This is a genomic window from Exiguobacterium sp. ERU653, from assembly GCF_018617775.1.
Lineage (GTDB): Bacteria > Bacillota > Bacilli > Exiguobacteriales > Exiguobacteriaceae > Exiguobacterium > Exiguobacterium marinum.
In genome coordinates this window covers 151,321-177,890 of sequence record NZ_JACSKV010000001.1, presented here as the reverse complement: position 1 = coordinate 177,890, position 26,570 = coordinate 151,321, and the positions used below count along the sequence as shown (strand labels likewise).

Genomic DNA, 26,570 nt, shown 5'->3' with positions numbered 1-26,570 from the left:
CTCCGCATCGACTCTTATTTTTGTTTCTGCTGAAGTTGTCGACGTATATATCGACGAAATTCATCAAGTTCTTGTGGATGAAACGTCACGACCTCTCCTTCATATCCTTGAGTCGCCTTACGTATGACATCGACGATATTTTCTGGGAAATGTCCGTTCTCTAACAACCAACCGAGCGTTTCCTGTTTTGAAAGAAGGACATGTTCTCGTTCATAAGCCAGGCCGCGTATCAAGTTCAACACGCTATAGATTGGATTTTTTTCAATCGTTTTGAGGCAATCGAGTGCATCTATTCGAATCGAATCAGAAAAATGAGCTGAATCAAATCCGCAGAGCAATTCATGAAGCGGTTGCCCTCGCCAAGTTATACCTCGCTCTAAAATCACTAGTACGTGAGCCGCCAAATCAGGATCGGTAAATCCTCGTTGCAACTCGGTACGCTCTTCCCTACTTGTCTCTTCGAAACGCGAGCGCCACCCTTCACTATAATGAAACTCGAAAGGACTCGGATGACACCAGTCTTCTAGCTGCGCCGTTGTCAGTATACTCAGTTCGAGCGGATATGGTTCATTCGAGTATAGAAGACAGCAGTCAATCAGCTTTTGCCGTTCCTCACGAGTCAACGCGTCAGCCACAACAAGCAATAAATCTACATCACTTTGTTTTGGATGAAAGCCACCCATCGCTAGTGACCCATGGATGTATACATGATGAATAGTTGGCAGGAATTCATCAATCGCCTCTAAAAAGGAAGAAATCTTTGTTTCCACATCCTTTGGAAATTTCCTCATTCATCCGTCTCCTCATGTACATATTGAAGCACGGTCTCCGCTAATTTTTCAGGCAATCCTGCTTCCTTCAGTTGTTCAAGCGATGCCAGACGGATTTGCTTCATCGAACCGAAATGTCGGATGAGCTGTTGACGACGTTTCGGACCGACACCCGGAATCTCGTCTAGTATCGATTTCGTCATCTTCTTCGTCCGCAAGCTACGGTGGAAGGTGATGGCGAAACGGTGGACCTCATCTTGCATCCGCTGCAACAGATAAAACGCACTCGACCGTGGATGGAGCTCGACGACAGCACCACTTTCTCCGAACAACAGTTGGCTCGTCCGATGTCGGTCATCCTTTTTGAGCGAGCCGACCGGTAAGTCGAGCCCGAACTCGTTTTGGATGACGTCGAGCGCCGCATTCAATTGCCCGATCCCCCCGTCGATCAACAGAAGATCTGGCAGTCGCTTCTCTTCCGTCAACAAGCGGCGGAACCGTCGACGGACGACTTCACGCATCGTCTCGTAGTCATCCGGCCCTTGGACGGTTCGAATCTTATACTTCCGATATTCTTTCTTAAGTGGCTTCCCGTCCTCGAAGACGACGAGTGCTGACACGGCGTCCGCCCCTTGAATGTTCGCGTTATCGATGATATCTACGCGTGACAAGTTCGGTATGCCGATGGCTTCTCCGAGTTCTCGCATCGCGAGTAACGTGCGCTCTTCGTCACGGGCAAGTAACTCGAACTTCTCGTTCAACGCAATCGTCGCATTCTTCGTCGCCAAATCAAGCAACTGTTTCTTTGCCCCACGTTTCGGTTGCATCACTTTCGTACCAAGCGCTTCGTTTAGAAGATCGAGCCGAACCGTCTCCGGAACAAGAATCTCTTTCGGGACGACGTTTTGTTCATAAAACTGCACGATGAAACTTTCGAGTTCTTCCGAAGGTTCTCCGTGCATCGGGAAGAGCGAGACATCTCGCTCAATCATCTTGCCGCCACGCATATAGAACACTTGGACGCACATCCAGCCTCGGTCGAGCGTATAGCCGAAGACGTCACGCGCTGTCGGGTCGGCCGTAATCATATTCTGTTTGTTCATGATCGATTCGACCGCTCGAATCTGGTCGCGCAGTTCAGCTGCCCGCTCGAATTGCATCTCTTCAGCGGCATGTCCCATCTCGACGTTCAGCTTCTTGAGCGTCTCACTCGTCTCGCCGTTCAAGAAGCGCCGGATTTCACTGACGATCTCTTTTTGCGAATCCGTGTCAATCGCTAGTTCACATGGTCCTAGGCATTGGCCGATGTGATAATACAGACAGAGTTTCTTTGGCATCGGCTGACACTTCCGGAGCGGATACAGTTTATCGAGGAGACGTTTCGTTTCATTCGCCGCATAGGCGTTCGGATACGGTCCAAAATAATGTCCGCCGTCTTTCTTCAAGTTCCGTGTCGTCAAGAGCCGCGGATACGGTTCATTCGTGATCTTGATATACGGGTACGTTTTATCATCTTTCAAACGGATATTGTACTTCGGGTCGTGCTTTTTGATGAGTGTCATCTCAAGCAGGAGGGCCTCGAGCTCGCTCGCCGTCACGATGTATTCAAAGTCACGAATCTCGGCGACGAGGCGCATCGTCTTGATGTCGTGGGCGCCCGTGAAATAAGAGCGGACCCGATTCTTCAAGTTTTTCGCTTTACCGACATAAATGACCTCGCCGTATTCATTTTTATGCAGATAGCATCCCGGTTCATCCGGAAGTAGCGCTAATTTATGTTTTATGTGGTCGCTATGACTCAATTCCATTCACCTCAGTTTAGCTTCCTCCTAGACGGGAAAAAGAGTGTGATATCTCGTCAGAGGAGGATTTTATATTATGAAACGATACGATGTCATTATTATTGGGAGCGGGTCTGCCGCGAGCCAAGCCGCCACGATTTTACGCGATGCCGGTAAAGAGATCGCCATTATTGAAAATTGGACGTTCGGGGGAACGTGTCCTCAACGCGGGTGTGACCCGAAAAAAATGCTTGCCGAAGGGGCCGAACTACTCGCCCGTGCCGAGCGTATGCGCGAACTTGGCGTAGAAGGCAGCCTCTCACTCGATTGGTCATCCTTCAAAAAGCGGATTGATGAATACCGCTTCTCGATTCCTACGTCTAAGACGCAACATTGGAACGAGATGAACATCGATTTATATCAAGGAGAACCTCACTTTATCGATAAAGACTCAATCGTCATCGATGGTCACGAACTTTCTGCCCCTCAATTTTTGATTGCGACAGGTCAAACGCCCCGTCCTCTTGATATCCCAGGGGGCGAACATGCCATCACGAGTGATGATGTGTTCGACCTCGAATCGTTACCAAAATCGATTCACATTGTCGGGGCCGGTTATATCGCCTTTGAATTCGCTCATATTTTCCGACGTTTCGGAAGCGAAGTGACACTCCTCATACGTTCACGTGCATTGAAAGCATTCGACCCGAACGTCGTCCACCGACTCGTCGAGGAATCGAAGCATATCGGCATTACCGTCCGACATGACGTTGAGCCAACTAGAATCGATGGGAACATCTTAACGTTATCAGATGACTCTACCCTTGAAGGAGTGGTCCTTAACGCCACCGGACGAATCCCGAGCATCGAGCGACTCCACCTCGATACGGCTGGAGTCGAAACAGACCACGACGGTGTACATGTGAACGGTTATCTTCAGACGAGCAATCCAAATATTTATGCAGCTGGCGACGTCGCCAGCAGTCCGAACCCGGCGCTCACACCGTTTGCTGGTCAGGAAGGACGCCTCGCCGCATTGAATATGCTTCATGGGAATACACGGGCACTCCCGGAACGTCCGGCACCGACAATCGTCTTTACAACGCCACCAATTGCCAAGGTCGGACTGACCGTTGAGGAAGCGGAAGCTGAGGGGATTGACTTTGAGGTGAAAGAGACTGATATGTCGCACTTCCTCACCTACTCGCGCATCAATGACGCGACCGCCTATACGAAAGTATTATTGAGTGCAGACGATTACGTAATCGGGGCACATGTAATCGGACACCATGCGCCGGAACTCATCAATCTGTTCTCTTTCATTATACAGAACAAACTGTCGCATCAACACGTCAAACACTTAGAGGTCGCCTATCCGACCGCCGCTTCCGACCTCACCTATCTCATCTAAACAAAAGACGGGACTCGCCTCGTGGCGAATCCCGTCTTTTTCTCATTCGATTCCTTTATCTTTATCTTCTTTCAGTGCGTCTTGTAACGACTTCTCCCAAAGCGGGACGCCTTTCGCGTGCGCCGCACGCGAAATGAGGTGCCCGCCAACGGGAGCCGTCAAGAGGACGAAGAAGAGACCGAGCAAGAGTCTTGCGTCAAATACCCGTTCATCGACATATACGTGAAGGACGGCCGCAAAGAGGACGAACATGACACCGAGTGTCGCACTCTTTGAGGCAGCGTGTGTTCTCGAATAAATATCTGGGAGACGGATGAGACCGATCGCGGCGACGACAGTGAAGAAGACGCCGATGATTGTGAAGATGCCGGTAATGAGATCAAAGATCATTGTCGCGGTCATGTTGAATAATCTCTCCCCTCTCTAAGAATTTCGAGAATGCCACCGTTCCGATGAAAGCTAGAATACTGAGTAGCAAGATGACTTCAAAATAAAGGGTCGTATCGAGCAGGATCGACAGCAGGGCAACGACCGAGATGAGCGCAATCCCGATTGAATCGAGCGCGATGACTCGGTCCGCTGTCGTCGGTCCCTTGACGACGCGATACAACATCATCAACATCGCAAGCAAGAGAATGGCGAGCGAGATGTAGATGAGAATATCTAGTAAATCCATCACTCTGTCGCCTCCTTAATGCTTGATTCAAAGTTATCATAAATGTCTTTTCGTAACGCTTCTTTATCCGGCATATTGAGTGCGTGGATATAGAGCACAGAATTGTCTTTTGACACTTGAACGACGAGCGTCCCTGGTGTGAGTGTGATCAGCATCGACAGCAAGCTGATTTTCCATCCCTTGTCGAGTGACGTCTCATAGCGGAAGATTCCTGGTTGAATCTTCAGTTTCGGACTGAGGACGAGACGTAACACCTCGAAGTTCGCAAGGAACAGTTCACGGATGAAAATCAAGAGTAGTTTAAATAACCGCCAAACACGCGCAAAATAGAAACTACCTCCACCCGATTTGAAGAATCGGCGCATCATGAACAAGATGAGTAACCCGAGTATATACCCGATAAAGAATCCGCTCGATGTGAACGATCCCGTGAGGAACATCCAGATGAACGCCAGGAAAAAGTTAATCAATAGTTGATATGCCATCTGTATTTCACTCCTTTATCACGGCATCGATATAGATTTCTGGATTGACGAGCGGCTCGATTGCTTGCGTGATGTACGGATGGATGGCTTCTGCCCCGAATCCGTAACCGACCGCAATGACGAGCAGCAAGAAGGCAGGGACAATTAAACGTTTCGTATATGGGACGAGCGGTCCATCATACTCACGCTTCGCCTCTCCCCAAAATCCGTTCAAGAAGATCTTCATGACCGAATAGAGGACAAAGAGACTCGATAAGAGGACGAGCAACGGACCGAACAACTGCCCTTCATCCATACCACCTGACACAATTAATAGTTTCCCGAAGAATCCACTGAGTGGCGGGATTCCCGCGAGCGAGAGAGCTGCGACGAAGAACGTCCATCCGAACAGCGGGAAACGGGTGATGAGTCCTCCCATATCACGGAGTTGACCAGATTTGGTGATGCCAATCATCATCCCGACGAGCATGAAGAGAACCGCCTTGATGATCATATCGTGAATCAAATAGTAAAGCGACCCTTCAAGAGACGTTTGCGTATTGACCGAGATTCCGTACAAAATGACCCCGACCGCAATCATAATGTTGTAGATGATGATCAACTTCACATCGTTATAGGCGATTGCCCCTGTCATCCCGATGAAGATCGTGAGGACAGCGAGCACCATGAGGAACGTCTGTAAAAACTCACCGTTCCCATCAAAGAGTAACGTGTACGTCCGTAAAATCGAGTACACCCCTACTTTCGTCAAGAGTGCCCCGAACATCGCGAGAATCGGGGTCGGTGCGACCACATATGCTCCCGGGAGCCAGTAGTGAAGTGGCACGAGTGCCCCTTTCATCCCGAAGACGATGACGAAGAGTACACCGATGACGGTGATGACGTCCGGGTTATCGACGAGCGGGATTTTCATCGCCAAGTCCGCCAAGTTGAGCGTGCCTGTCACGCCATAAAGCAGAGCGACCGACATGACGAAGAGCGCCGAGGCGATGATGTTCACGAGCAAGTACTTGATTGACTCCCGTAATTGGACACCACGTCCACCGAGTACGATCAACACGTATGAAGACATCAAGAAGACTTCAAAGAAGACGAACAAGTTAAAAATATCACCCGTAGTAAAGGCACCGTTCACCCCGACGAGCAAGAACAACATCGCGATGTACAAGTAGTTCCCTTCATACGAATCTGAAAAATAATGGACGGCGAACCATACGACAAATAGTGTGAGTAGTGTCGACGTCGTCACGAGTAGGGCTGACAGCATATCCGATACGAGACTGATCCCGAAAGGTGCTTGCCAGTTCCCGAGGTTGAGGGTTTGAATTCCCTCAACGGAGACCGTGTGTACGAGAAAGAGTGACACGATCGAAGTAATGACTAAAGCTCCAAGAGCCATCCCGCGCTGCAGTTGGACCCGTTTTGGCATGAACATCATAATGATGGCCGCAAGCGCAGGAATGACGATTGGAAAGACCGGTAAGTTAATCATACGATTCTGTTCCTTTCATTTCTTCCATATTGTCCGTGCTGAGCTCCTGGTATGTGCGGTATGCAAGTACGAGGAAGAACGCCGTTACACCGAAACTGATAACAATCGCCGTCAAGACGAGCGCTTGTGGTAACGGATCCGTAAATTCAGTCACGCCGTCCACAAGGACAGGGGCATCCCCTGTCTTCAAACCTGCCGTCGTCAAGACGAGCAAGTGTGCCGCGTGGCTAAATAGTGCCGTGCCGATGATGATGCGCAACAAACTTCTTGAGAGAACAAGATAGACCGCACACATCGTCAGAACACCGATGATGATGCTAACGAAGATTTCCATTATTCACTCTCTCCAATCGTTTGAATGATCGTCATGGTGACACCGATGACAACGAGATAGACCCCTAAATCGAACGCAATCGCCGTATGGAGTGTCTGCTCACCGAGAAGTGGCAAATCAAACTTTCCGTAGGCGTGCGTTAAGAACGGACGATCAAAGAAAATTGAGTGAAGACCTGTCGCGAGCGCAATCAATAACCCCGTCGCTGTCATGAGACGATAGTCGATTGGGAGCACGTTCGCGAGCGTCTTCGAATCAAATGCAAGTAGCAGTAAGACGAGTGCCGCGGATGTCATCAACCCACCGATGAAGCCTCCACCTGGTGAATAGTGACCGGCAAAGAACAAATCGATTGAGAAGATGACGATGATGAAGAAGATGATAATCGCAGCCGTCTGCAAAATGACATCATTGACGGGTTTGCTATTTTGCTTCATGTGCACCTTCTCCTTTCGTACGTCGTGATGTTCTAAATTTAATCATCGTGTAAATCCCGAGTGCCGCAAGTCCGAGAACGACGATTTCAAACAAGGTATCAAATCCACGGAAGTCGACGAGGACGACGTTAACCATGTTCTTCCCTGCTGCGAGCTCATATACGTTCTCTTTATAAAATTCCGAGATCGACGTGAGCGATTTATTCGTGAGCGCCATGAAACTGAGAAGCGTCACGGTCGTTCCTACAAGAATGGCCACGATGGCATTCCCTACTTTGAAGCGCATGCGTACTTCCTTCTTGCTGATCTCTGGCATGTGATAGAAGACGAGCAAGAACAGTGCCACAGAGACCGTCTCGATGACGAGCTGGGTGAGCGCCAAGTCAGGTGCACCGAAGAAGACGAAGAAAAGGGCTACGCCGTAACCAACGACTCCAAGTAAGATGATGGACGGGAGACGCGACTTCATGAATAGAATCGCGAGCGCACCGAGCATGACAACAGCTCCGAGAACATATTCATACGGCGCAATCTCAGCCAAGTTCTCGAATGAGAACTTGTACATGTCGAACCACCAAATGCTAAAGAGCATCATTCCTGAAAGGAAGACGAAAATATAAATCAAATACGACCGGATGAAACCAGTCATATAGTTGTCTTTAAAGCGATACGCTGCCTTATTCGACCAAACGAGCGTACCATCGTACACTCCGTTAAGCGTCAAACGGTGTGGGATGCGATTGTAAATCCCCATCCATTTGCCCATCTGCCAAAACAGTAAGGAACCGAGGAGGACGACCCCGATAGTCATATATAGTTCAGGCGTGAGTCCGTGCCAGAAGTAGATGTGGACATCGACTTCCTGGCCTTGTGCGACGAGTGTCGGATAAATCGACTCGACGGCTGGCTTAATGAGCGAGTTCGACAACACGTTCGGGAAGAACCCGAGACCGACAACGAGAAGCGCTAGGATGACCGGCGAAATCAACATGCCGATTGGTGCCTCATGCGGTTGTTTCGGTAACTGATCGAACTTCGCTTTGCCCATGAACGTCCGTGCGAACAGCATGATGCTGTAAATGAACGTAAACACACTACCGATGAAGGCAATGACCGGGAGTAAAATCCCGATCGTATCGAGCGCAAAGAAGTCGGCTGAGAAGACTTTCGTCGTCGCCTTCAAGAACATCTCTTTACTCAAGAAACCGTTAAATGGCGGAAGACCTGCCATCGACAACGAACCGATGATGGCAATCGTGAACGTGATCGGCATGACGGTCATCAGACCACCGAGTTTTCGAATATCACGCGTGCCCGTCTCATGGTCGACAATCCCAGCCATCATGAAGAGCGAACCTTTGAACGTCGCGTGGTTAATCAAATGGAAGATAGCGGCGATTGTCGCTACCATAAAGATATTGTCATCCATTCCGTCATAATGAAGGGCAGCTGCCCCGAGACCAAGAAGTGACATGATCAATCCAAGCTGACTGACCGTAGAGAACGCCAAGATCCCCTTCAGGTCGGTCTGCTTAACAGCGTTGAACGACCCCCAGAACATCGTGAACATCCCGACCCCTGCAATCGTCCATAGCCATACTGATGACTCCTGAAACACCGGACTCATACGGGCCACAAGATAGAGACCCGCCTTGACCATCGTTGCTGAGTGGAGGTACGCACTGACCGGAGTCGGTGCCTCCATCGCATCAGGTAACCAAATGTGGAACGGGAACTGCGCAGATTTCGTGAAGGCCCCGAGCAAGATGAGAATCATCGCAACAAGGAAGAACGGACTCTCGGCGATGACACCTGAGTTCGCGACCATGTCACGAATGCTGTACGAGCCGATCATCGACTCGAGTAAGACAATCCCCCCGAGCATCGATAATCCACCGAATACAGTGAGAAGCATTGATTTTTGAGCACCGTAACGAGAACGCTCTTTTTCATACCAGTATCCGATCAACAGAAACGATGAAATCGATGTGAGTTCCCAGAACATATACATGACAATCATGTTGTCCGAAAGAACGACCCCGAGCATGGCGCTCATGAACATCAAGAGATACACATAAAAATGTCCTAACGATTCCTTATCCTTATTCAAATAATAAATCGAATAGAGGACGACGAGCGCCCCGATCCCCGTAATGAGGAGGGCGAATAACAGACTGAGTCCGTCGACGTATGCCGTGAAGTTAATCCCGAGAGACGGCATCCACGAAATCGTCGCTGTCACGACGTCCCCTGCACTCGTAATCGGAATGAATCCGGCGAAGTAGGTGACGAGGACGACCGGAACGATCAGGACGAACCAACCTGTATGAATTTGCTTCATCCCCCGAAACAAAAACGGGATGAACGGTGCCGCGAGGAGCGGCAACAAAATAGCTAAATGTAACACCGACAAGAAAATTCCTCCTTCGAACAGAGTCGTACACTTAATAGAGCCGTAAAGTAAGGTCACTTGACTCCATCATGTCTTCCTCATGAGTATAGCGTAAATTTTCAGTCTGTTTCCATGATAAAAGCTTCCAGTTCAAACGCTTCCTAGTTATTTTTTTCTGTCTGTTAAATATGAAGGAAGCCGACGGAAATCTTATAAAAAAAATTAGAAATCAGACGTTATGTATCGGAAAATGACCCGAGTGATACCCTACGGAATAACTCATTCTATTCCCTACTTGCCTGTTCTTTTCCTTCTTTTACAGTCGACAAAACAAAAAAGCAGCCGATAAACCATCGGCTGCTACGCAATTATTGTGCTGTCGCGATAAACTCTTTTAATGCTTCTTTCGGTTGGAATCCCATTGTTTTAGAAACAGGCTGACCGTCTTTGAACATCATGAGTGTTGGAATGCTTTGAATTTGGAAAGCACCCGCGACTTCAGGATTTTCGTCTACGTCGAGTTTCACGATTTGGACTTGGTCACTCATTTCTTGATCAAGTTCTTCAAGAACTGGCGCGATCATGCGACATGGTCCACACCAAGTTGCCCAAAAATCAACGAGGACTACGCCCTCTTTAACATCTTGTTCAAACGATTGAGTCGTTGCGTGTTTAATAGCCATTTATAAAAACCTCCCCAATAAGATGAGAGAGTCCTGATTTAGAACTCTCATGCAATTCATGTTCAGAGTATACCACGGAGGGTAACAACCCCAAAACGTTTTGCTTATTAGCTATTGACGAGGTGTTTGCGGAATTCTTCCGTCAACATCGGGACGACATCGAACAAGTCACCGACGATTCCATAATCCGCTACGCTGAAGATGTTCGCTTCTGGGTCTTTGTTGATGGCGACGATCACTTTCGCGTTACTCATCCCTGCCAAGTGTTGAATCGCTCCAGAGATCCCGCATGCGATATAAAGATCCGGCGTGACGACTTTACCCGTCTGTCCGATTTGAAGCGCGTAATCGCAGTAGTCGGCGTCACATGCTCCACGTGAAGCACCGACCGCTCCTCCGAGCAGTTCGGCCAACTCTTCAAGCGGTTTGAATCCATCTTCGCTCTTCACACCACGTCCGCCTGCGACGATGACTTTCGCTTCCGCCAAGTCGACTTTTCCTGTCGCCTTGCGCACGACTTCTTTGACGATCATCGCGAGGTCTTTCAATTCGACTGCTGGCGTTTCAACAGAGACGCTTGCGCCTGCTTGACGAGGAAGCGCATCGATGTTGTTCGGGCGGATTGTGAAGAACATGACCGAATCTTTGAACTTCACTTTTTCGAACGCCTTCCCTGAGTAGATTGGGCGAACGAATTCTGCATCGCGACCTGTCCCTTCGATGGAAACAACGTCACTAATGAGTCCGGCATCGAGACGTGCCGCAAGTTTCGGTGCGATGTCTTTCCCTAGAGCCGTGTGTCCAAGAACAATCATTTCCGGTTTTTCTTGCTCGATCAACTGACGGAGCACCTGTCCATAACCGTCTGGCGTATAGTGTTTGAGACGCTCGTCTTCGACGACGAGGACGCGGCTTGCGCCATGTTCTCCGAGTTCTTGGGCGAGTGATTGCACGTGATCCCCAATCACGACTGCCGTCACATCGTCTGTTAATTGTTTCGCCGCAGCGATGGCTTCAAATGATACGTTACGTAACGCGCCTTCACGCGCTTCTGCGAGTACTAAAGCTTTCATCTATGATCTCCCCCTTAAATGACTTTCGCTTCCGTGCGAAGAAGTTGTACGAGCTCATTCACTTGTGTCGACAAATCGCCTTCAAGGATGCGCCCGGCTTTCTTCTCCTCTGGTAAGAATCGTTCGATCGTCTCGATTTTCGCCTCGATTTCATCCTCATCGAGTTCGATGTCCATGAGTTCGAGTTCTTCGAGCGGCTTTTTCTTCGCCTTCATGATTCCTGGCAAGCTCGGGTAACGTGGCTCGTTCAATCCTTGTTGTGCCGTCACGAGGAGTGGGAGTGCGACTTCGATGACTTCCGTGTCCCCTTCCACATCGCGTGTGACCGTTGCCGTCGTACCATCGATTTCAAGACCGGTGATCGTCGTCACGTAGTTCATGTCGAGAAGTTCAGCGACACGCGGTGCGACTTGTCCGCTACCACCGTCGATTGCGACATTTCCTGCGAAAATGAGGTCTGCGTCTTGTTCTTTCAAATACGTCGCAATGACTTTTGAAATCGTGACGTGATCCGCATCCTCGACATCGTCTTCGATTGAGATGCGAACGGCTTTGTCCGCTCCCATCGCGAGCGCTGTACGAAGTTCCTTATCTGCATCTTCTGGTCCTACCGTGATGACCGTGACCTCTCCCCCGAGTGCGTCACGTTTTTGAATCGCTTCTTCGACTGCATATTCGTCATACGGGTTGATGATGAACTCAGCACCGTCTTCTTGAATTTCCCCATTCTCGAGCTGAATCGCTTCCTCTGTATCAAACGTACGTTTCAGCAAAACAAAAATATTCATGGTTGATCCCCCTTTAGTCAATTCTTCCCATCATTCATGAATCAGCATTCATTTTTTGAGCTAGTGATAGGGCTCACTGTTAAGTAAGCCCCTTTTTTAACATATGGTGCACGTTCGTAAGTGTCGACAATAGATCGTACTTGAAGCCACTCGCCATCCAGCTCGTCACAACCTCATCGATTGTGCCGAAAATCATTTGACGGGCGAGTCGATAGTCTAAATCGGTGTCGAACTCTCCTGTCTCGATTCCATGTTTGACGACAGAATCAATTAAATTCAAGTACGGTTTGAGCACTTCTCCAATTTTTTGGCGAAGTACCAGATTCGATTGTCTCAGTTCGATTTGTGTCACGACAGCGAGGTCGTAATCGGCCGACAGTTGCTTTAAATGAGATTCTATCAACTGATATAGCTTATTACTAGCTGTCGCCTCATTCTCGATTTGTTGCTTCGAGTAGTCGATGAACAGCCCCATCTTCGTTTGGAACAACTCGATCAAGAGATGCTCCTTGTTTTTGAAGTACAAGTAGATTGTACCGTCCGCGACACCCGCCTCTTTGGCGATAGCTGTCACCTTTGCACCGTGATAGCCATGATTTGCAATCACTTTGACCGCCGCATCAATGATTCGGTCACTTTTTGAAATGTTATTTGTCATAAACCCCAAGCTCCTTACCGCTGCAGAAAAAATGAATGATGGTTCATTCATTTATTATTCTATCATGCATACGCTTGGTGTCAACTGCTTTGTTTCACTTGCTTCGCCTTCTCTTCGTCGACGAGAACGCGACGTAAAATTTTACCGACGAACGTCTTCGGCAACTCATCACGGAACTCATACAACTTCGGTACTTTATAGGCTGCTAGCTTTTCACGACAATGTTTGTCGAACTCTTCTTCCGTCACGTTTGTGTTGTCACGGAGGACGATGAACGCCTTGACGGTCTCACCGCGATACGGGTCAGGGACACCGATACAGACCGCTTCCTTGACGGCTGGGTGTTCATAGAGTACTTCTTCGATTTCACGCGGATAGACGTTGAAACCACCTGCGATAATCATGTCCTTCTTCCGATCGACGATATAGAAGAACCCGTCCTCACCCATATATCCGAGGTCTCCGGTCGCGAGCCAGCCATCCTTCAAAACGGCTGCTGTCTCCTCCGGCTTCTGCCAGTATCCTTTCATGACCTGCGGACCACTCAGCATGATCTCTCCAATCTCACCAATGTCCGCCTCGGTCTCTCCGTCCGCTTTTACTATTTTAGCAGAAGTATCTGATAGCGGGGCACCGATTGATCCGACGATGCGTTTATCCCATAAGAAGTTCGCATGTGTGACTGGAGACGTCTCAGACAATCCGTATCCTTCAACAATACGACCTCCTGTGATTTTCTCAAACTCTTCTTGCACTTCAATCGGAAGTGGTGCCGACCCAGAGATACATGCTTCGATCGAAGACAAATCGTACTTCTTCAATTTCGGGTCGTTCAGAATCCCAACATACATCGTCGGCGCACCTGGGAAGAAGTGTGGTTTCTTTTTCTGAATCGTCTTCAGGACATCCGTTACTTCAAAACGAGGCACGAGCACGAGCTCATAGCCGTTCGTGACACCGAAGTTTAGACAACACGACATCCCGTAGACGTGGAAGAAAGGTACGACACAAAGAACGCGCTTCTCATCCCCACGATTATACTTATAGAATAAGTTCGTGATTTGATCCGCGTTCGCCGTCAAATTGAAGTGGGTCAACATGACGCCTTTCGGAAGACCGGTCGTTCCGCCTGTATATTGAAGAACAGCGACATCTTCTTTCGGATCGATTTCGAGCGGTGTGATTGGGTTAAAGTCCTTATAATCTTTGAACGGCGTCGATCCGGTCGTATCGATGACGATATTGTTCTCACGTTTCACTTTGATCGGATACAGTTTGTTTTTCGGGAAAGGTAGGTAGTCAGCGATACTCGTTGTAATTACGGTTTGAATCTCCGTCTTCTCACTGACACGAAGCGTTTTCGGATATAACAGGTCGAGGGTGATGACGATTTTGACGCCCGCATCTGTGACGAGGTTATCGAGCTCACGTTCCGTGTAGAGCGGATTCGTCTGAACGACCGTCCCACCTGCATAGAGCACGGCATAGAACGAGATCACATATTGAGGACAGTTCGGGAGCATGAGGCTGACACGGTCCCCTTTTTCCAAACCTTTCGCTTGGAGCATCGTGCCAAGTCGACGTGCGGCGTCATCAATCTCAGCGAACGTCCACTCTTTCCCGATAAAGGAAACGGCCGTACGATCCGGATAATCCTTTGCTGCGCGAGACAATGCCTCATAGAGTGGCTTTACCTCGTAATCAATCGACTGGGGCATACCTTCTGGATAATCTTGTAACCACGGTTTGTTCATCGCTGTTCCTCCTTGAGAATGAATACTCATTCAGTTAACTCCATTATAATGCTAAGAAAACGCTTTCATCTACCCTTTACCCGATAATTTTCAGAATATATCAAAAAAGCGATCGGATTTGTCATCCAATCGCTGTCAAACTCGCCTGAAATAGGAATCTGTCGCATCCAGTTTTTCAAGCTTTTGATTCATCACTTTATTCAACTCTCCTTCATGATGAATGTTCGAAAAATCTGTTCCGAACCAAGCCTCCATCTCTGGTCGGGAAAAGGCATACGTCCGGTTCGGGAAGGCGAAACGGACGATCTCTGCGTTCGGAATGAGCGTGAAATATGCAGCCGCATTCCGAATCGCCAGACGCTCTTGCTCCGCCCGCTCCATTCCCGGGTCTTCGTAACGGACGGTCAACCCATAAGGACGCTTCTTCGTCTGCAGTTCGACGGATCGATAACACTCATGTAGCGGCAAACCTTCGGCAATACCGACGACGGCGGCATTGTCTCCGACTTTCGAACCTCTAAATTCAAAGGCGTTCGGTTCCGGATTCGCGCAACCTGATAATGAGATGACGAGTACGAGCAACAGATAGAAGCGTTTCATGGATGTACCTCCTTACGATTTTAGTTTCAAGTTGAATCGGTAGAGCAGGCGCTTGGCGAGTAAGTGCGCTAGAAATGCACCAATTACAAAGCCGACGAGATACAACATCACGCTTTGCGGGTAAAAAACACCCGAGAAGAACACGCCGCCTAACATCGCGAAACAAATGACGATGACGATATGGATGAGCCACAACCAGTTCGAAAACATGAAGAAGCGACCATTGTTCTCTTGAGGTGCTTCCTTGAACATCCACAGCCCTAGACCAAATGTGAGAACGATGAAGACAATAGGACTGAACAGTCCTATTGTGAGAAACTCAGTCCACTCCGCTCGAGAATCAAAGAGTAAATACATGTCCGTATTGACGATGTTATTCAAAGGTGACAGGATTCGCATCGGCACACTTTCAAACGCATCTTCAAAAAATGTATAGGAAGCATTTGGAGATAAGGCAAAAAGTGACCCTTGAATGAGGAGTAAGATCCCCATCGGAAAGACAAGGGCGACGAACGTCCATACGACTTGTGAAATTGACTCTCCTCCAAACGACCCCATCCATAGCGAGACAGAGAAAAATGAGATTCCCGATAATAGTAAGAAAAGAATCAACCCAAACACTTTGAATTCATTGCCTTCGAGCAAGAAGGAGTAGACAGAAAGACGGATGATGAGGAACATCAACGTTCCACCAACCAATGTCGCTGCAACGATACCCGTCACGCCAATCACCCACTTTGATATGTAAAGCTGGGTGCGGGTGTATGGTAGTGACATCGAAAAGTCCGACATTTGACTGTTTCGTTCACTTCCAATCAAGACAGACGCCATGAGCGCACCGAAGACGACAAATAAGAAAATGACGACCCCCATCGGAATGAGTGATTCAAGTCCACCAAGATAACCATAGTCAGAATTACTATTGAAAAAATCCTCGGTATTCATTGTTTCTACATTTCCCTGTAAAACATCCGAATACTGACTTGGATTTTCTTGCATGTCGCTAATCTGTTCTTCATATACTTGCATTTCTGTCCACACTGGCACCGTGAAGGCAACGACACCTAAGAAGACGAGCAAAATCCAAAGAAGCGACACTTGTTTCCAATCTTTCTTCAACAACACTTTAGACGGCATGAGCTTCTCCTCCTAACTGGATACGGAAGACGTCCTCGAGAGACATTGGGATCTCTTCGATGAGCATCGGATTGTATGAATCGACGAACGCCTCGAGCTCTTCCGTCCGTTCTTTCGCCATGAACAGCACGACCCGCCCTGTCACGCTGATGATTTCGATATCTTTTCGTTCGAGCAACTCGACCGGGACATGGTCGTTAAAGACGACTTGCCACTTGATACTGAGAGCACGCGCCTCTTCGAGTGACATGATCGCTTTGACACGTCCGCTCTCGATCATGATGATACGGTCGGCGATTCGTTCAAGTTCATGTAACTGGTGACTCGAGACGATAATCGAACAGTTCCGTTTCTCGACTTGGGAGATCATCAGTTTCAATACGTCTGACTTGGCGACGACGTCTAAACCGTCCGTCGGTTCGTCCAAAAGATAGTATTTCGCTTGGACGGCGAAGGCGAGCGATAACGTGACGAGCGCCTTCTGTCCTTTTGAAAGTTGGCGAATTTTTTTGTTATCGATGTTGTAACGCGTCAATGTTTCACGGAATGCAGAACGATTGAACGATGGATAGATTGACTCATACAAGTCCGTCGCCTCGTTCACTGTGTAATGTTTGAGCGCATCTGCAGAATCCGGCACGAAGATGACGTCCCGTTTCAATCCCGCGTCTTTGAAGATACTTTTCGTTCCATATAATACGTCTCCCATATCTGGGCGGATGATGCCGACCATCGTCCGGAGAAGCGTCGTCTTACCGGCACCGTTACGTCCGACGAGCGCGATGATTTCTCCTGATTCGACCGTAAAGTCGATGCCGTCGAGAATCGTCTGACGGTCAATTTTTTTAGTTAACTGTTCAACTTTCAGCATTGGCTTCCCCTACTTTCTCATATTCCGTCCGCAATACGTCGATGGCTTCGTCTAACGGCACGTTCGCATAATGGCAATCAATCGCAATTTTTTTAATCGACGTGATGACCGGACCTCTCGCCGCATCATCGTCCACCCAGTCCTCGGAAACGAACGTCCCACGTCCACGTCGCATCTCGAGTAGCCCGAGTCGCTCTAACTCCTGGTACGCCTTACTGACCGTATTCGGATTGATGACGAGGTCGGTGGCGAGTTCGCGCACGGACATCACCTTGTCTCCCGGTCGTAAAATCCCCCGGATAACGAGTTCTTTCGTTTGATTGACGATTTGCTCGTATAGCGGTTCTGAACTTTTCATATCGATTTTGTATAACATGGGTCACACCCTCTCATAATCAATGTCACTCTTTAAGTGTATTATATGTATTAGTACACGCAATTACAATAGTTCTTTGAGGGCACTTTTAGTTTACAGGGAAATGGAAATGATTTGAATAAGACTTTGGACCGAGGTATTCTCGTTCAATATCAGGTAGATTGAACGAGAGGTGACGAAATGATTAGAAAACGAATCGTAGCAAGTATGACCGGTGGGCTTCTTGCTGGCGGGCTCTTCGTATATACGACGCATGAAAAGTCAGAGGCACGGGATGCATACAGTGCTTATGTGAAAGAAACGTATCAGGAACAACCCGACATCGAGCTATCTCGCGACTGGCATATGGGAGGATTTACCGGGGAAATGACTTTGACGAAAGAACCGTTCGCCGGCACCTATTTCCTCGAGACATATAGTGACGGCTCCATCCATGACAACGTGCTCGAGACGTATTGGGAACGCGAGGCAGAGCGGACGATTCACGAGAGACTCGTGTCGCAAAGAATCTTAAAAGAAGAAGAGACCGTCCGCGCGGAAGTACCGCTCGGAGTGTCCGATGATGCGCAAGCAAAAATCTCTCCGACCCCGACGTCTATCTATAAAACGAATCCGAAGACGTATCTCGACGTCTCGATCATGTTTCATGAAGACTGGAACAATACGGACGAACAGAAACAACGGATTCTCGACGTCATCCGTGCAGTGGAGTCCGACGTCTATTCGGTTCACTTCTCGTTCGACGGAAAACCAGGAGGCAACGACGACTACACAGAACGGTACATGATGTTCACGCGCAAAGCGTCTGATATCGACCCGTCCTTCCTCGATGTGCGAACGATTGAGGACTTGAACGAATACGATCGTCTATACGGATTCGACGAGACGACATTCACGACAGAATATCATTTTGATGGCACTCCCATCGAAGACGAGACGACACGATAATTTTGGTGTCGTCTTTTTTGAGCGTTTGACTTTACAGACAATCCGAAACGTTGTATCGTTTGACAAGTCAACGATTGATAAGTCAATTGAGAAAGGTGGGACGCAATGGACCTACGTGAAATCAGCCGATTACTTTACCAAATCAAGTTGGCGGAACAAAACGTCGCATCGTCGTTCGAACGGGAGACGGGCTTCAGCCTGACCCGCTACGAGATGCTACAAATCGTCAAAGAACGAGGCGTCTGTTCGCAACGCGTGATTAAAGAAGAGATGAAAATCGACAATGCCGCGATCACCCGACATTTAAAAATCCTTGAAGAGAAAGGATATGTCGTCAGAGAGCGGAACGCGGAGAACCATCGCGAGATGTTCGTCCGCGTGACAGAGAAAGCAGAGCAAGATCTCGGTCATTGCGAGCGAGACGAACGGGCAAACCACCTCGTCTTACAAGCCTTGTCCGATGAAGAGATTCACCACTTATCCGGGTTGCTTCAAAAATTGAACAGCCACGCCTAAACAGAGAAAGAAGGAATTCACCAATGGCAACTACATTCGAAAACAACACATTTACAGATATCATGTTCGACCGCAAATCAATCCGTGTGTATGATGAGAACGTTAAAATCTCACAAGAAGAGATGCTCGAAATGATCCAAGAAGCAACAACGGCTCCATCATCCGTCAACATGCAACCATGGCGCTTCGTCGTCGTTGAGAGCCCAGAAGCGAAAGAGACGCTCAAGCCACTCATCCGTTTCAACACACGTCAAAACGACACGTCTTCTGCAATGCTCCTCATCTTCGGAGACATGGAGTGCTACGAGTACGGCGAACAAATCTACGATCAAGCGGTCGCAGCAGGCAAAATGCCACAAGAAGTTCGCGACCAACAACTCGGCGCGATCATCCCTTACTACAAAAACCTCTCGAAACAAGAGATGAACGACATCGTGAAAATCGATGCAAGTCTCGCAGCGATGCAATTCATGCTCACAGCACGTGCACACGGCTATGACACGAACCCAATCGGTGGATTCGAAAAAGACCAACTCGCAGAAGCGTTCGGTCTCGATAAAGATCGCTACGTACCCGTCATGATCTTGTCTGTCGGAAAAGCTGCAGAAGAAGGTTATAAATCTGTACGTCTTGACGCTCAAACGGTCACTTCGTTCAAATAATCTATCACACAATCGGAGGAATTACCCATGATCTTAGTAAACGCCACATTCGATATCCAAGCATCACAGCGCGAGAACTTCTTGCGTGACATCCAAGTCTTAATCGACTCATCAAAACAAGAAGCGGGTTGCGTCGGATATGACCTATACGAGTCAACGTCTGTCGAGAACCGTTTCGTCATGATCGAGAACTGGGAAGACCAAGCCGCTCTCGAGCAGCATAACCAAAACCCGGTCCTCATCAACTTCGCACAAAACGTCGCGAACTACGTGTCAGCGAAACCGGTCGTGCAAGTAGCAGCGGTCAACTAATTTGTCGACGCTCACCCTTGTGCTCGGGACGCTCGTCGCGATCGAGTTCTTCTATATTTTCTATATAGAGACGATTGCGACGGCATCTTCCTCGACGTCACGTATCTTCCACATGTCGAAAGACGAGCTGACGAGAGACTCCGTATCGGTTTTGTTCAAAAATCAAGGCGTCTATAACGGATTGATTGGGGTCGGGCTCTTATACGGGCTATACGTCTCCCCTAATCCGGTCGAGATTGTCACCATGATTCTGACCTATATCATCCTCGTTGCCCTATATGGCAGTATCACGAGTGACAAGAAGATTATCCTGACACAAGGTGGGCTCGCCATCTTGACGTTGATCTCGATGGTGATCTTATGACAGAAAAAGCGTCCGACCTGAGAAATGGTCGGACGCTTTTTTATTGAGTGTCATCGTTCCAGTACAATGTAAAGATTCTTGATAACAACAGTTTCGACAGGTATTTCTTCAAGAAAAGGTAGATAGCCATCATTAGTAGACATCCGTTCCTTGTATGACTGGAAAAGTATTAAGTAATTCTTAAACTATCGCTCGTTTGAATCAAGTCTTCAAAAGTCTCGTCATTGATTTCAATGACATTGCATTCGATAAAGAAATGATCTTTGTTGTTCACTTGAAAATATAAGTTAGTTTTTGATGTTATTTCTTCAATCGCTGTTAATTCAGAATCTAAGCTCTTAATTTTTATGTGTGCAAATCCATTTGGGTGATAACCAATCTCGCTGACGAAAGAACTATCATCTTTCTCACGATTGTTAAGTCTGTATGTTTCATAAGGATCTTCATTATAAACGACTTCTTCTTGATAAACACAGTATGAAAGAACCTCTTTGAAAGAAACTCGTGTTCTCAGTATAGATTGCTGTTTTACACTTTCTACCAAGAGTGTAATCGTCTCATTGAAGTAATCGATATCTAACTTTGCAATTTCCCAACCGTTGACCAAGAATTCTAAAGACTCATTCATTTTGATTTCGTTCTCATTCATTTCCCCTTACCTCATTCACTTTTTAAATTTTTTTATAAGCGAAATAATGGTTGATGGAGATGACTCTGGCTTCTTTATGCTCGCCGAATCCAACTTCCATTATTCAAATAACTATTTCCTGCTTTTTATGTCGTATCGAAATCATTTATCGTTTATCAATCATACCCTGAAAAGGATTAGTTCATATCCCCTTTAAAATCCGATAAGATGTTGCTCTAATTTTTTCTACTTTCCTTCAAACTCTACCATATCCATTTCATCAAAAAAACCGCCCTGACCGAAGTCAGAGCGGAGTCCTGTTACAAAACGAAAATCGCTGCAGATACACCGACGACACCGACGAGCGCCATCGCATATACCGGTACACGTGGCATTTCACCATTGTTGTCGAGTGCTTTCCCGAACATATAGAAGACGATCGGGTGCACGAGGAACGGCATCGAGAAGATGAGCGGGATGAGAAGCGATGCTTCCGTCCCGAACATACCGCCTTGGACAGCTGCGAATAAGCCGAAGTGCGAGATTGCTGACGATTGTGCCATCGTCGTGTAATCAAACGGAATCGTGCTGAACGTCAAAATGACGAGACCACCGAAGACGGCCATCATCTGCCATCCGAACGAGAACTGCATGAGCGCTTTGACTTCTTTAAAGTCTTCCCCGTTCGCCGCACGTAAGTTTTTCAACGCAAGCGCCGTGAGCGCGAGACCAATCAAAACAATGATAGCTGTCGGCCAGATCCAGAGCGCGCCGTTGTCGGCACTGACTGCAAGAATCGAGAAGACGAAGATGTGTCCGAAGAACGGGATGTTGATCATGATTGGCGCACGTTTTGCCGCCACTTGACCGAAGTCCCCGGCTGTACATGCACCTGTGAGACCACTGTGCGAAAGTGACCCCGCCATACCTGGCGCAAGGTTACGGATGTGACCCGTACGAGCGAACCACATGATGAGCGCGATTCCACCGAACATCCAGAACAACTGACCGAAGAAACCGTACACGAGAATCGAGTTCATGCCTTCGATCGCGAACGCGTCACCGATTCGTGACCCACCGACCATGAAGTTGGCAGCCAAGACGACCGGGATCCCTGCGAAGAGAAGCGCGCGGATAGTCGGTCCATACGTCCAGTTTTGGAAGATAGCACCGAGCGCCGACGAGATCAACATCGCAAAGAAGATTTGCGGAAGTGCGATAATCGGCTGAACCGCTGTCGCAATCAAGAACGAGACGAACAAGATGACAAGCAAGAGGACTGTCTCGATGACACCTTTTTGCATGTATACTTTCTTGTCCTGAATCTGTGCTTTATGGTCGATGAGTAAGAACGACACAGCAAGACCGAGGAGTGCGAGGATTGGGTAGTAAAGCGCAATCCCTTCTGCGGTACCTGGCTCGATTGCCATACGGAAGAACCCTTCCAATCCGACGAGCAAGAAGAACGAACGAAGGATGAAGATGAACTGCGTACGTCCTGTCCCAAGGAACATCTCTTCTTTAGAAGGAACGACGATGTCCTCCATGTCGAGCTCTTGTTTGCTTAAAATTTTACGAAGTTCTTGTCCACCGACGAAGAACGAAACGACTAACGCGATGATTGTCGTCCGTGACAAGAAGTCGACGAGCGGGAATTCAGGAAGACCTGGTGTCGCGATACCGAGCTCGACCATACCAAATCCAAGACCGAGACCGAAGATGACGATAACGAGGATCGGCGAGAAGCGCGTCCCAGCCACGACCATACGAGATAAAATGACCATCGGGATGATGAAGGCCATAAGCAACCAGAATTGGTTGATCAGTTGCATTTGAGATAATTGCTGTACAAGTTCCATTGACTAACCCCTAACATAATTTTTAGCACACAATATCGAAGTGTACAGGAATGAACATTGTGTGACAATAGGGTGTGATGTTTTGTAAACATTGAAAGCGGAACCAAGTGAAATTGGTCCCGCTTTCGTTAGTTATTGGATTGTCTGAGACCCCAAATGCCTTTATTTCCAGCGGAATAAAAGAGGTCCTCTTTCCCGTTAAAGCTCGCCGAATCACTGGAATGCGCACGAATCTGTTTATTGACGTGCCCTTTCCAATCTTTGTATCGATCGAGTTCGAGTTGATAATACGATTTTTCGACATATGCATAAATGTCTTTCAAGGACGCCGTCCCACCGTGGTATTGGAGGGCGAATTGGATTTTGCGTAGTAACAGGCGTTTCACATTACCCCACCTTTCTACTTTTGCTTCATTTCAAAGTAGTCTTCTAATTTGTTTTCAACCGCTAATTGAATAGCAGCATGCGCTTGTTTAGTCGGAATGCAATACTCTTCTCTGACAATGAGTTTCCCATTCGCATTCTCAAATGGTGATTTACCTGTTCTTAGTGATTCAGTTGTCAAGGCTTTAAACGGTAGCGAATTTAGATGTCTCTCTATTTCCTTCTGTGAAAATGATTCTTGAAATATTTTAGCGATGCCATTTAATGAATGTTCTTCACTTTGCTTTCTTACCAAATCGTAGTACTCTTTTGCGATTACATCGGCTGATAATGGGTGAAACCAATCTTCATATCCTCTGTTGAGCATGACTTGTATAACATTCATTTTATATGTACCTTGACGCGCAAAACCATCAATAAAGTTACAAAAAGACTGTATAGCAATCTCTGAAGAGTTGATAGTTATTTTATCGTTCGGCATGCTCATCCTTTCGCTTTCCGACTAAAGTAGTAATGCAATCGAACATCTACAATCTGTTTAACCCATTCATAAACGGTTAGATTGCGGAACGATTCATTGAATTCAATATGCAGAGTTTCATCTTCTACATAAAACGGTCCTTTGGCAATTTTATCGAATGGCATACGTAACAATAATTTTTCAATTCTTTGTTGATGGAATGGTTGCTGAAAGTCTTTTGTCTTTCCATCAATCTGCTGACGATATGGTTCTTTTTTAATGTAATCATAAAAAGGAAGAGCGGCTTCAGATGCTTTAAGTGGCTTGTACCAGTTCTCTTCTCTTCGTTTTAGCATAATTGAAAGTACAATCATTTTATAGCTTTTGGTCATGCTCGTGTACTCCACCTCGACAAGAAGCGACTTTACATCATTGTATATTCTCGCTTCTTCCTCACTTAGTTCTCCCAGTTTATGCAAGAATCCGAAGAACCCACCAAGCTTTCTCCATTCGGAACGATAAGCGTCTATAGAGTACTCTCCTCGTTGGATTAATTCCATGTAGCTCGGGCGCCTACCCATTTCTTCTTTCACCATGAAATAATTTTGTTCAAGTAATTGCTGACGCGTTGAGGAACGTGTCACCATTTTCTTCAGTAAGTCAACAGTTTGTAAATCAAACTCAATTGTACATGACGAAGGTAGATCAATCGTAGTTGGTAAGGAACTTACTGTATCTTGTCGGCTAGTCGTCAACAAAGCCAGTTTCTTATCAATGTTTTTATAGTTCCCAATCAAATCGATAATCGTACAATGTGTCTTTCCTTTTGATAGACGTAGTCCTCGTCCGATTTGCTGGGTGAACACTGTCAATGATTCTGTCGGACGACAGAACAATAGCGTATCGATTTCAGGAATATCGACACCTTCATTAAATAGATTCACTGCAAAAATGATGTCCAATTGTCCTTGCTTTAGTCGGGCAATTACTTCCGTTCGATCATACTCGGTCTGACTATGAAGTGCTACCGCTTGTACTCCTTGCCTCCTGAAATAATCAGACAAATATTCAGCTTGTATAACAGAAGAACAAAAGCCGAGTGCTCTCGATTGATGATGCTCTGACCAAGCTCTATAAATCTTCTCGGCAACACTTTCTTTTAACTGTTCTGCCAATAACTCTTCTTGATCATAACGACGTCCATTAATCAGACGAATCTGAGAGTAGTCGATTTCATCATAGATTCCAACGTAATGAAACGGGGTTAAAAACGATTCTTCAATCGCTTCCGTAAAGTGCATCTGGAAAGCAACGTTATCATCACAAAGTGCATATACGTCTCCTCCGTCTAAACGGTCAGGCGTTGCAGTCAAACCGAGTAAGAACTTCGGTTGAAAATAATCTAGCACCCGACGGTAGGAAGGAGCAGCCGAATGATGGAACTCATCCACAATTATCAAATCGAATTGCTCCGGGTCATATTGCTCCATTCTTTGTTTCGAAGCTAACGTTTGAATCGAGGCGAACACGACGTCAGCAGTATCTTGATTTCTTGATTCACCACCGAGTAGTAATCCTGTCTTCCAATCCGTTGCTACATTGAGGAATGACTTTTCTGCCTGTAACAAAAGTTCTTTTTGATGCGCAACGAAAAGAACGCGTTTGAATTGTCGTGCAAAAAACGCACTTAAATACGTTTTCCCTAATCCAGTCGCTAAGACGAGCATCGCTTTTTTTCGACCTTCCGCCATCGTTTCACGGAGTGCCAATAACGCTGCGTCTTGGACAGACGTCGGGGTAATCGAATCATCTTCTATGTAGACGGGAGAATGTTCAGCGACCTCCAATTCTTTCATTCGATCCTTTCGCGCTTCATACTCTTCGCGATAAGGCTGTAACGAGACTGGATTCATCATTTGCGCATATTCACTATAAAATAATTCATGGAACGCAGCGACTGACTCTTCAAACACTTCCTCTGATACATTCGAAGGAATTTCAACATTCCATTCCACACCATGATTTAACGCACTATGCGACAAATTCGAGGAACCTACAAAAAACGTACCGCTTTCTATTGTACGGAACAAATACGCCTTTGGATGGAACGACCTCCCTTTTGAGCGGTATAGCCGGAGCTCAACATTCGGTATTTGTAATAGCATATCCAATGCATCAGGATCGGTGAGGTACAGATAGTCTCCTACCAAGATTCTGATTTGAGCGCCACGTTCACTCGCTTTTCTTAAAGAAGCCGATAATTCCTTCACTCCCGACACTTGAGCAAACGCGACGACCATATAAATTTCAGTCGCCGCGTCTATGTGTTCTTGTAAAGGGATGCCTAGATTGCTCGTATGGAGTTGTAAATCACTCATGATCGAGGACCTCTTCTAAAAATAGACCCATTTCAAAACCGCCACGTATTTTGCGTTTCTCTTCACGTATGCGGTTCAATTCATCGAAGTCTGCCCCATGCATATTTCCAAGTGTATAAACCAACTCCAAAATGTCAGCTAACTCTTGCAGAGACTCTTCATCAATGTTTGTCTCTTCATACTCTTTGATTTCTTCATAGAGTTTCAAGCGTGCTTGCTCGAAGTGTTCGGCTTGAGTAAGTTGCTTCACAATCGGGATTTTTCCTGATTCGTGAATGATTTCAGGAATGCGGTCGCGGATTAATTTATTGTATATAGGCAAAATAATCCCCCTTTTCAAT

30 protein-coding genes are annotated in these 26,570 nt (G+C 47.2%); 6 read left to right on the top strand and 24 right to left on the bottom strand.

All coding sequences use genetic code 11. The features are described 5' to 3' along the window. Positions 1 to 14: 14 nt before the first annotated feature. Together KNO95_RS00955 and uvrC are read right to left on the bottom strand one after the other, a co-directional pair. Positions 15 to 791, bottom strand: a complete 777-nt coding sequence (locus tag KNO95_RS00955; protein ID WP_214702476.1) for an aminoglycoside adenylyltransferase domain-containing protein — start codon at positions 789 to 791, stop codon at positions 15 to 17. Next, a complete protein-coding gene (gene uvrC / locus KNO95_RS00950; protein WP_214702478.1) occupies positions 788 to 2,578 on the bottom strand; it encodes an excinuclease ABC subunit UvrC in 1,791 nt (596 codons plus the stop codon). The genes KNO95_RS00955 and uvrC overlap by 4 nt, the downstream gene beginning before the upstream one ends. 70 nt (positions 2,579 to 2,648) lie before the next feature. Here uvrC and KNO95_RS00945 point away from each other — a divergent pair, with 70 nt between their 5' ends. Further along, positions 2,649 to 3,962, top strand: a complete 1,314-nt coding sequence (locus KNO95_RS00945) for a dihydrolipoyl dehydrogenase family protein (protein ID WP_214702486.1) — start codon at positions 2,649 to 2,651, stop codon at positions 3,960 to 3,962. A 42-nt stretch (positions 3,963 to 4,004) separates the two neighbouring features. Here the strand turns inward: KNO95_RS00945 and mnhG are convergent, their stop codons facing one another. From mnhG to KNO95_RS00865, 16 genes are all read right to left on the bottom strand, one after another. Further along, positions 4,005 to 4,364 (bottom strand): monovalent cation/H(+) antiporter subunit G, encoded by a 360-nt coding sequence (gene mnhG, locus KNO95_RS00940; protein WP_015881097.1) that lies wholly within the window; start codon positions 4,362 to 4,364, stop codon positions 4,005 to 4,007. Continuing rightward, positions 4,342 to 4,638 carry a Na(+)/H(+) antiporter subunit F1 gene (locus tag KNO95_RS00935; protein WP_026826530.1) on the bottom strand — a complete coding sequence of 99 codons (297 nt, stop codon included), beginning with the start codon at positions 4,636 to 4,638 and terminating at the stop codon, positions 4,342 to 4,344. The genes mnhG and KNO95_RS00935 overlap by 23 nt, the downstream gene beginning before the upstream one ends. After that, a complete protein-coding gene (locus tag KNO95_RS00930; protein ID WP_026826531.1) occupies positions 4,638 to 5,123 on the bottom strand; it encodes a Na+/H+ antiporter subunit E in 486 nt (161 codons plus the stop codon). The genes KNO95_RS00935 and KNO95_RS00930 overlap by 1 nt, the downstream gene beginning before the upstream one ends. Before the next feature lie 7 nt (positions 5,124 to 5,130). Continuing rightward, positions 5,131 to 6,615, bottom strand: coding sequence for a Na+/H+ antiporter subunit D (locus tag KNO95_RS00925; protein ID WP_026826532.1), 1,485 nt, complete (start codon positions 6,613 to 6,615; stop codon positions 5,131 to 5,133). Beyond that, positions 6,608 to 6,949: a Na(+)/H(+) antiporter subunit C gene (locus KNO95_RS00920; protein ID WP_026826533.1), complete on the bottom strand. Its 342-nt coding sequence runs from the start codon at positions 6,947 to 6,949 to the stop codon at positions 6,608 to 6,610. The genes KNO95_RS00925 and KNO95_RS00920 overlap by 8 nt, the downstream gene beginning before the upstream one ends. After that, on the bottom strand, positions 6,949 to 7,386 hold the full coding sequence (locus KNO95_RS00915) for a Na(+)/H(+) antiporter subunit B (RefSeq protein ID WP_026826534.1): 438 nt from the start codon (positions 7,384 to 7,386) through the stop codon (positions 6,949 to 6,951). The genes KNO95_RS00920 and KNO95_RS00915 overlap by 1 nt, the downstream gene beginning before the upstream one ends. Further along, positions 7,373 to 9,799 carry a Na+/H+ antiporter subunit A gene (locus KNO95_RS00910; RefSeq protein WP_214878172.1) on the bottom strand — a complete coding sequence of 809 codons (2,427 nt, stop codon included), beginning with the start codon at positions 9,797 to 9,799 and terminating at the stop codon, positions 7,373 to 7,375. The genes KNO95_RS00915 and KNO95_RS00910 overlap by 14 nt, the downstream gene beginning before the upstream one ends. Before the next feature lie 347 nt (positions 9,800 to 10,146). Further along, positions 10,147 to 10,461: a thioredoxin gene (gene trxA / locus KNO95_RS00905; RefSeq protein ID WP_026826536.1), complete on the bottom strand. Its 315-nt coding sequence runs from the start codon at positions 10,459 to 10,461 to the stop codon at positions 10,147 to 10,149. A 107-nt stretch (positions 10,462 to 10,568) separates the two neighbouring features. Then, a complete protein-coding gene (locus tag KNO95_RS00900) occupies positions 10,569 to 11,534 on the bottom strand; it encodes an electron transfer flavoprotein subunit alpha/FixB family protein (protein WP_026826537.1) in 966 nt (321 codons plus the stop codon). Positions 11,535 to 11,548: 14 nt separating this feature from the next. Further along, positions 11,549 to 12,322 carry an electron transfer flavoprotein subunit beta/FixA family protein gene (locus KNO95_RS00895; protein ID WP_026826538.1) on the bottom strand — a complete coding sequence of 258 codons (774 nt, stop codon included), beginning with the start codon at positions 12,320 to 12,322 and terminating at the stop codon, positions 11,549 to 11,551. A gap of 79 nt (positions 12,323 to 12,401) precedes the next feature. Then, positions 12,402 to 12,980: a fatty acid metabolism transcriptional regulator FadR gene (locus tag KNO95_RS00890; RefSeq protein WP_214878170.1), complete on the bottom strand. Its 579-nt coding sequence runs from the start codon at positions 12,978 to 12,980 to the stop codon at positions 12,402 to 12,404. An 80-nt stretch (positions 12,981 to 13,060) separates the two neighbouring features. Then, positions 13,061 to 14,734 carry an AMP-binding protein gene (locus tag KNO95_RS00885; RefSeq protein ID WP_026826540.1) on the bottom strand — a complete coding sequence of 558 codons (1,674 nt, stop codon included), beginning with the start codon at positions 14,732 to 14,734 and terminating at the stop codon, positions 13,061 to 13,063. Between the two features lie 135 nt (positions 14,735 to 14,869). Then, positions 14,870 to 15,334, bottom strand: a complete 465-nt coding sequence (locus tag KNO95_RS00880; RefSeq protein ID WP_214878168.1) for a DUF4825 domain-containing protein — start codon at positions 15,332 to 15,334, stop codon at positions 14,870 to 14,872. Between the two features lie 12 nt (positions 15,335 to 15,346). Next, positions 15,347 to 16,471: an ABC transporter permease subunit gene (locus tag KNO95_RS00875; protein WP_214878166.1), complete on the bottom strand. Its 1,125-nt coding sequence runs from the start codon at positions 16,469 to 16,471 to the stop codon at positions 15,347 to 15,349. Next, positions 16,461 to 17,342, bottom strand: coding sequence for an ABC transporter ATP-binding protein (locus KNO95_RS00870; protein ID WP_214878164.1), 882 nt, complete (start codon positions 17,340 to 17,342; stop codon positions 16,461 to 16,463). The genes KNO95_RS00875 and KNO95_RS00870 overlap by 11 nt, the downstream gene beginning before the upstream one ends. Continuing rightward, positions 17,329 to 17,718, bottom strand: coding sequence for a GntR family transcriptional regulator (locus KNO95_RS00865; RefSeq protein WP_214878162.1), 390 nt, complete (start codon positions 17,716 to 17,718; stop codon positions 17,329 to 17,331). The genes KNO95_RS00870 and KNO95_RS00865 overlap by 14 nt, the downstream gene beginning before the upstream one ends. A 180-nt stretch (positions 17,719 to 17,898) precedes the next feature. Here KNO95_RS00865 and KNO95_RS00860 point away from each other — a divergent pair, with 180 nt between their 5' ends. The 5 genes from KNO95_RS00860 to KNO95_RS00840 all read left to right on the top strand — a co-directional run bounded on the left by KNO95_RS00860 (position 17,899) and on the right by KNO95_RS00840 (position 20,520). Next, complete coding sequence (locus KNO95_RS00860; protein ID WP_214878160.1) at positions 17,899 to 18,666, top strand: hypothetical protein; 768 nt, start codon at positions 17,899 to 17,901, stop codon at positions 18,664 to 18,666. 105 nt (positions 18,667 to 18,771) lie between these two features. Continuing rightward, complete coding sequence (locus KNO95_RS00855; RefSeq protein WP_214878159.1) at positions 18,772 to 19,182, top strand: MarR family winged helix-turn-helix transcriptional regulator; 411 nt, start codon at positions 18,772 to 18,774, stop codon at positions 19,180 to 19,182. Positions 19,183 to 19,205: 23 nt separating this feature from the next. Further along, complete coding sequence (locus tag KNO95_RS00850; protein ID WP_026826547.1) at positions 19,206 to 19,844, top strand: nitroreductase family protein; 639 nt, start codon at positions 19,206 to 19,208, stop codon at positions 19,842 to 19,844. A gap of 27 nt (positions 19,845 to 19,871) precedes the next feature. Next, on the top strand, positions 19,872 to 20,156 hold the full coding sequence (locus KNO95_RS00845; protein WP_026826548.1) for a putative quinol monooxygenase: 285 nt from the start codon (positions 19,872 to 19,874) through the stop codon (positions 20,154 to 20,156). Between the two features lies 1 nt (position 20,157). Then, positions 20,158 to 20,520, top strand: a complete 363-nt coding sequence (locus KNO95_RS00840; protein WP_214878157.1) for a DUF1304 domain-containing protein — start codon at positions 20,158 to 20,160, stop codon at positions 20,518 to 20,520. Between the two features lie 169 nt (positions 20,521 to 20,689). On the opposite strand, the gene KNO95_RS00835 is transcribed toward KNO95_RS00840, so the two are convergent. The 6 genes from KNO95_RS00835 to KNO95_RS00810 form a co-directional block, all read right to left on the bottom strand. Continuing rightward, complete coding sequence (locus tag KNO95_RS00835; protein ID WP_214878155.1) at positions 20,690 to 21,169, bottom strand: YxiG family protein; 480 nt, start codon at positions 21,167 to 21,169, stop codon at positions 20,690 to 20,692. 299 nt (positions 21,170 to 21,468) lie between these two features. After that, positions 21,469 to 23,007 (bottom strand): hypothetical protein, encoded by a 1,539-nt coding sequence (locus tag KNO95_RS00830; protein ID WP_214878153.1) that lies wholly within the window; start codon positions 23,005 to 23,007, stop codon positions 21,469 to 21,471. 128 nt (positions 23,008 to 23,135) lie between these two features. Continuing rightward, complete coding sequence (locus KNO95_RS00825) at positions 23,136 to 23,393, bottom strand: hypothetical protein (protein WP_214878151.1); 258 nt, start codon at positions 23,391 to 23,393, stop codon at positions 23,136 to 23,138. A 14-nt stretch (positions 23,394 to 23,407) separates the two neighbouring features. Then, positions 23,408 to 23,872, bottom strand: a complete 465-nt coding sequence (locus KNO95_RS00820) for a hypothetical protein (protein WP_214878149.1) — start codon at positions 23,870 to 23,872, stop codon at positions 23,408 to 23,410. A 2-nt stretch (positions 23,873 to 23,874) separates the two neighbouring features. Then, positions 23,875 to 26,229 carry a DEAD/DEAH box helicase family protein gene (locus KNO95_RS00815; protein ID WP_251129213.1) on the bottom strand — a complete coding sequence of 785 codons (2,355 nt, stop codon included), beginning with the start codon at positions 26,227 to 26,229 and terminating at the stop codon, positions 23,875 to 23,877. Beyond that, the gene (locus KNO95_RS00810; RefSeq protein WP_214878147.1) at positions 26,222 to 26,551 is read right to left on the bottom strand and encodes a nucleoside triphosphate pyrophosphohydrolase; all 330 of its coding nucleotides are present in this window, start codon (positions 26,549 to 26,551) and stop codon (positions 26,222 to 26,224) included. The genes KNO95_RS00815 and KNO95_RS00810 overlap by 8 nt, the downstream gene beginning before the upstream one ends. Positions 26,552 to 26,570: the final 19 nt, after the last annotated feature.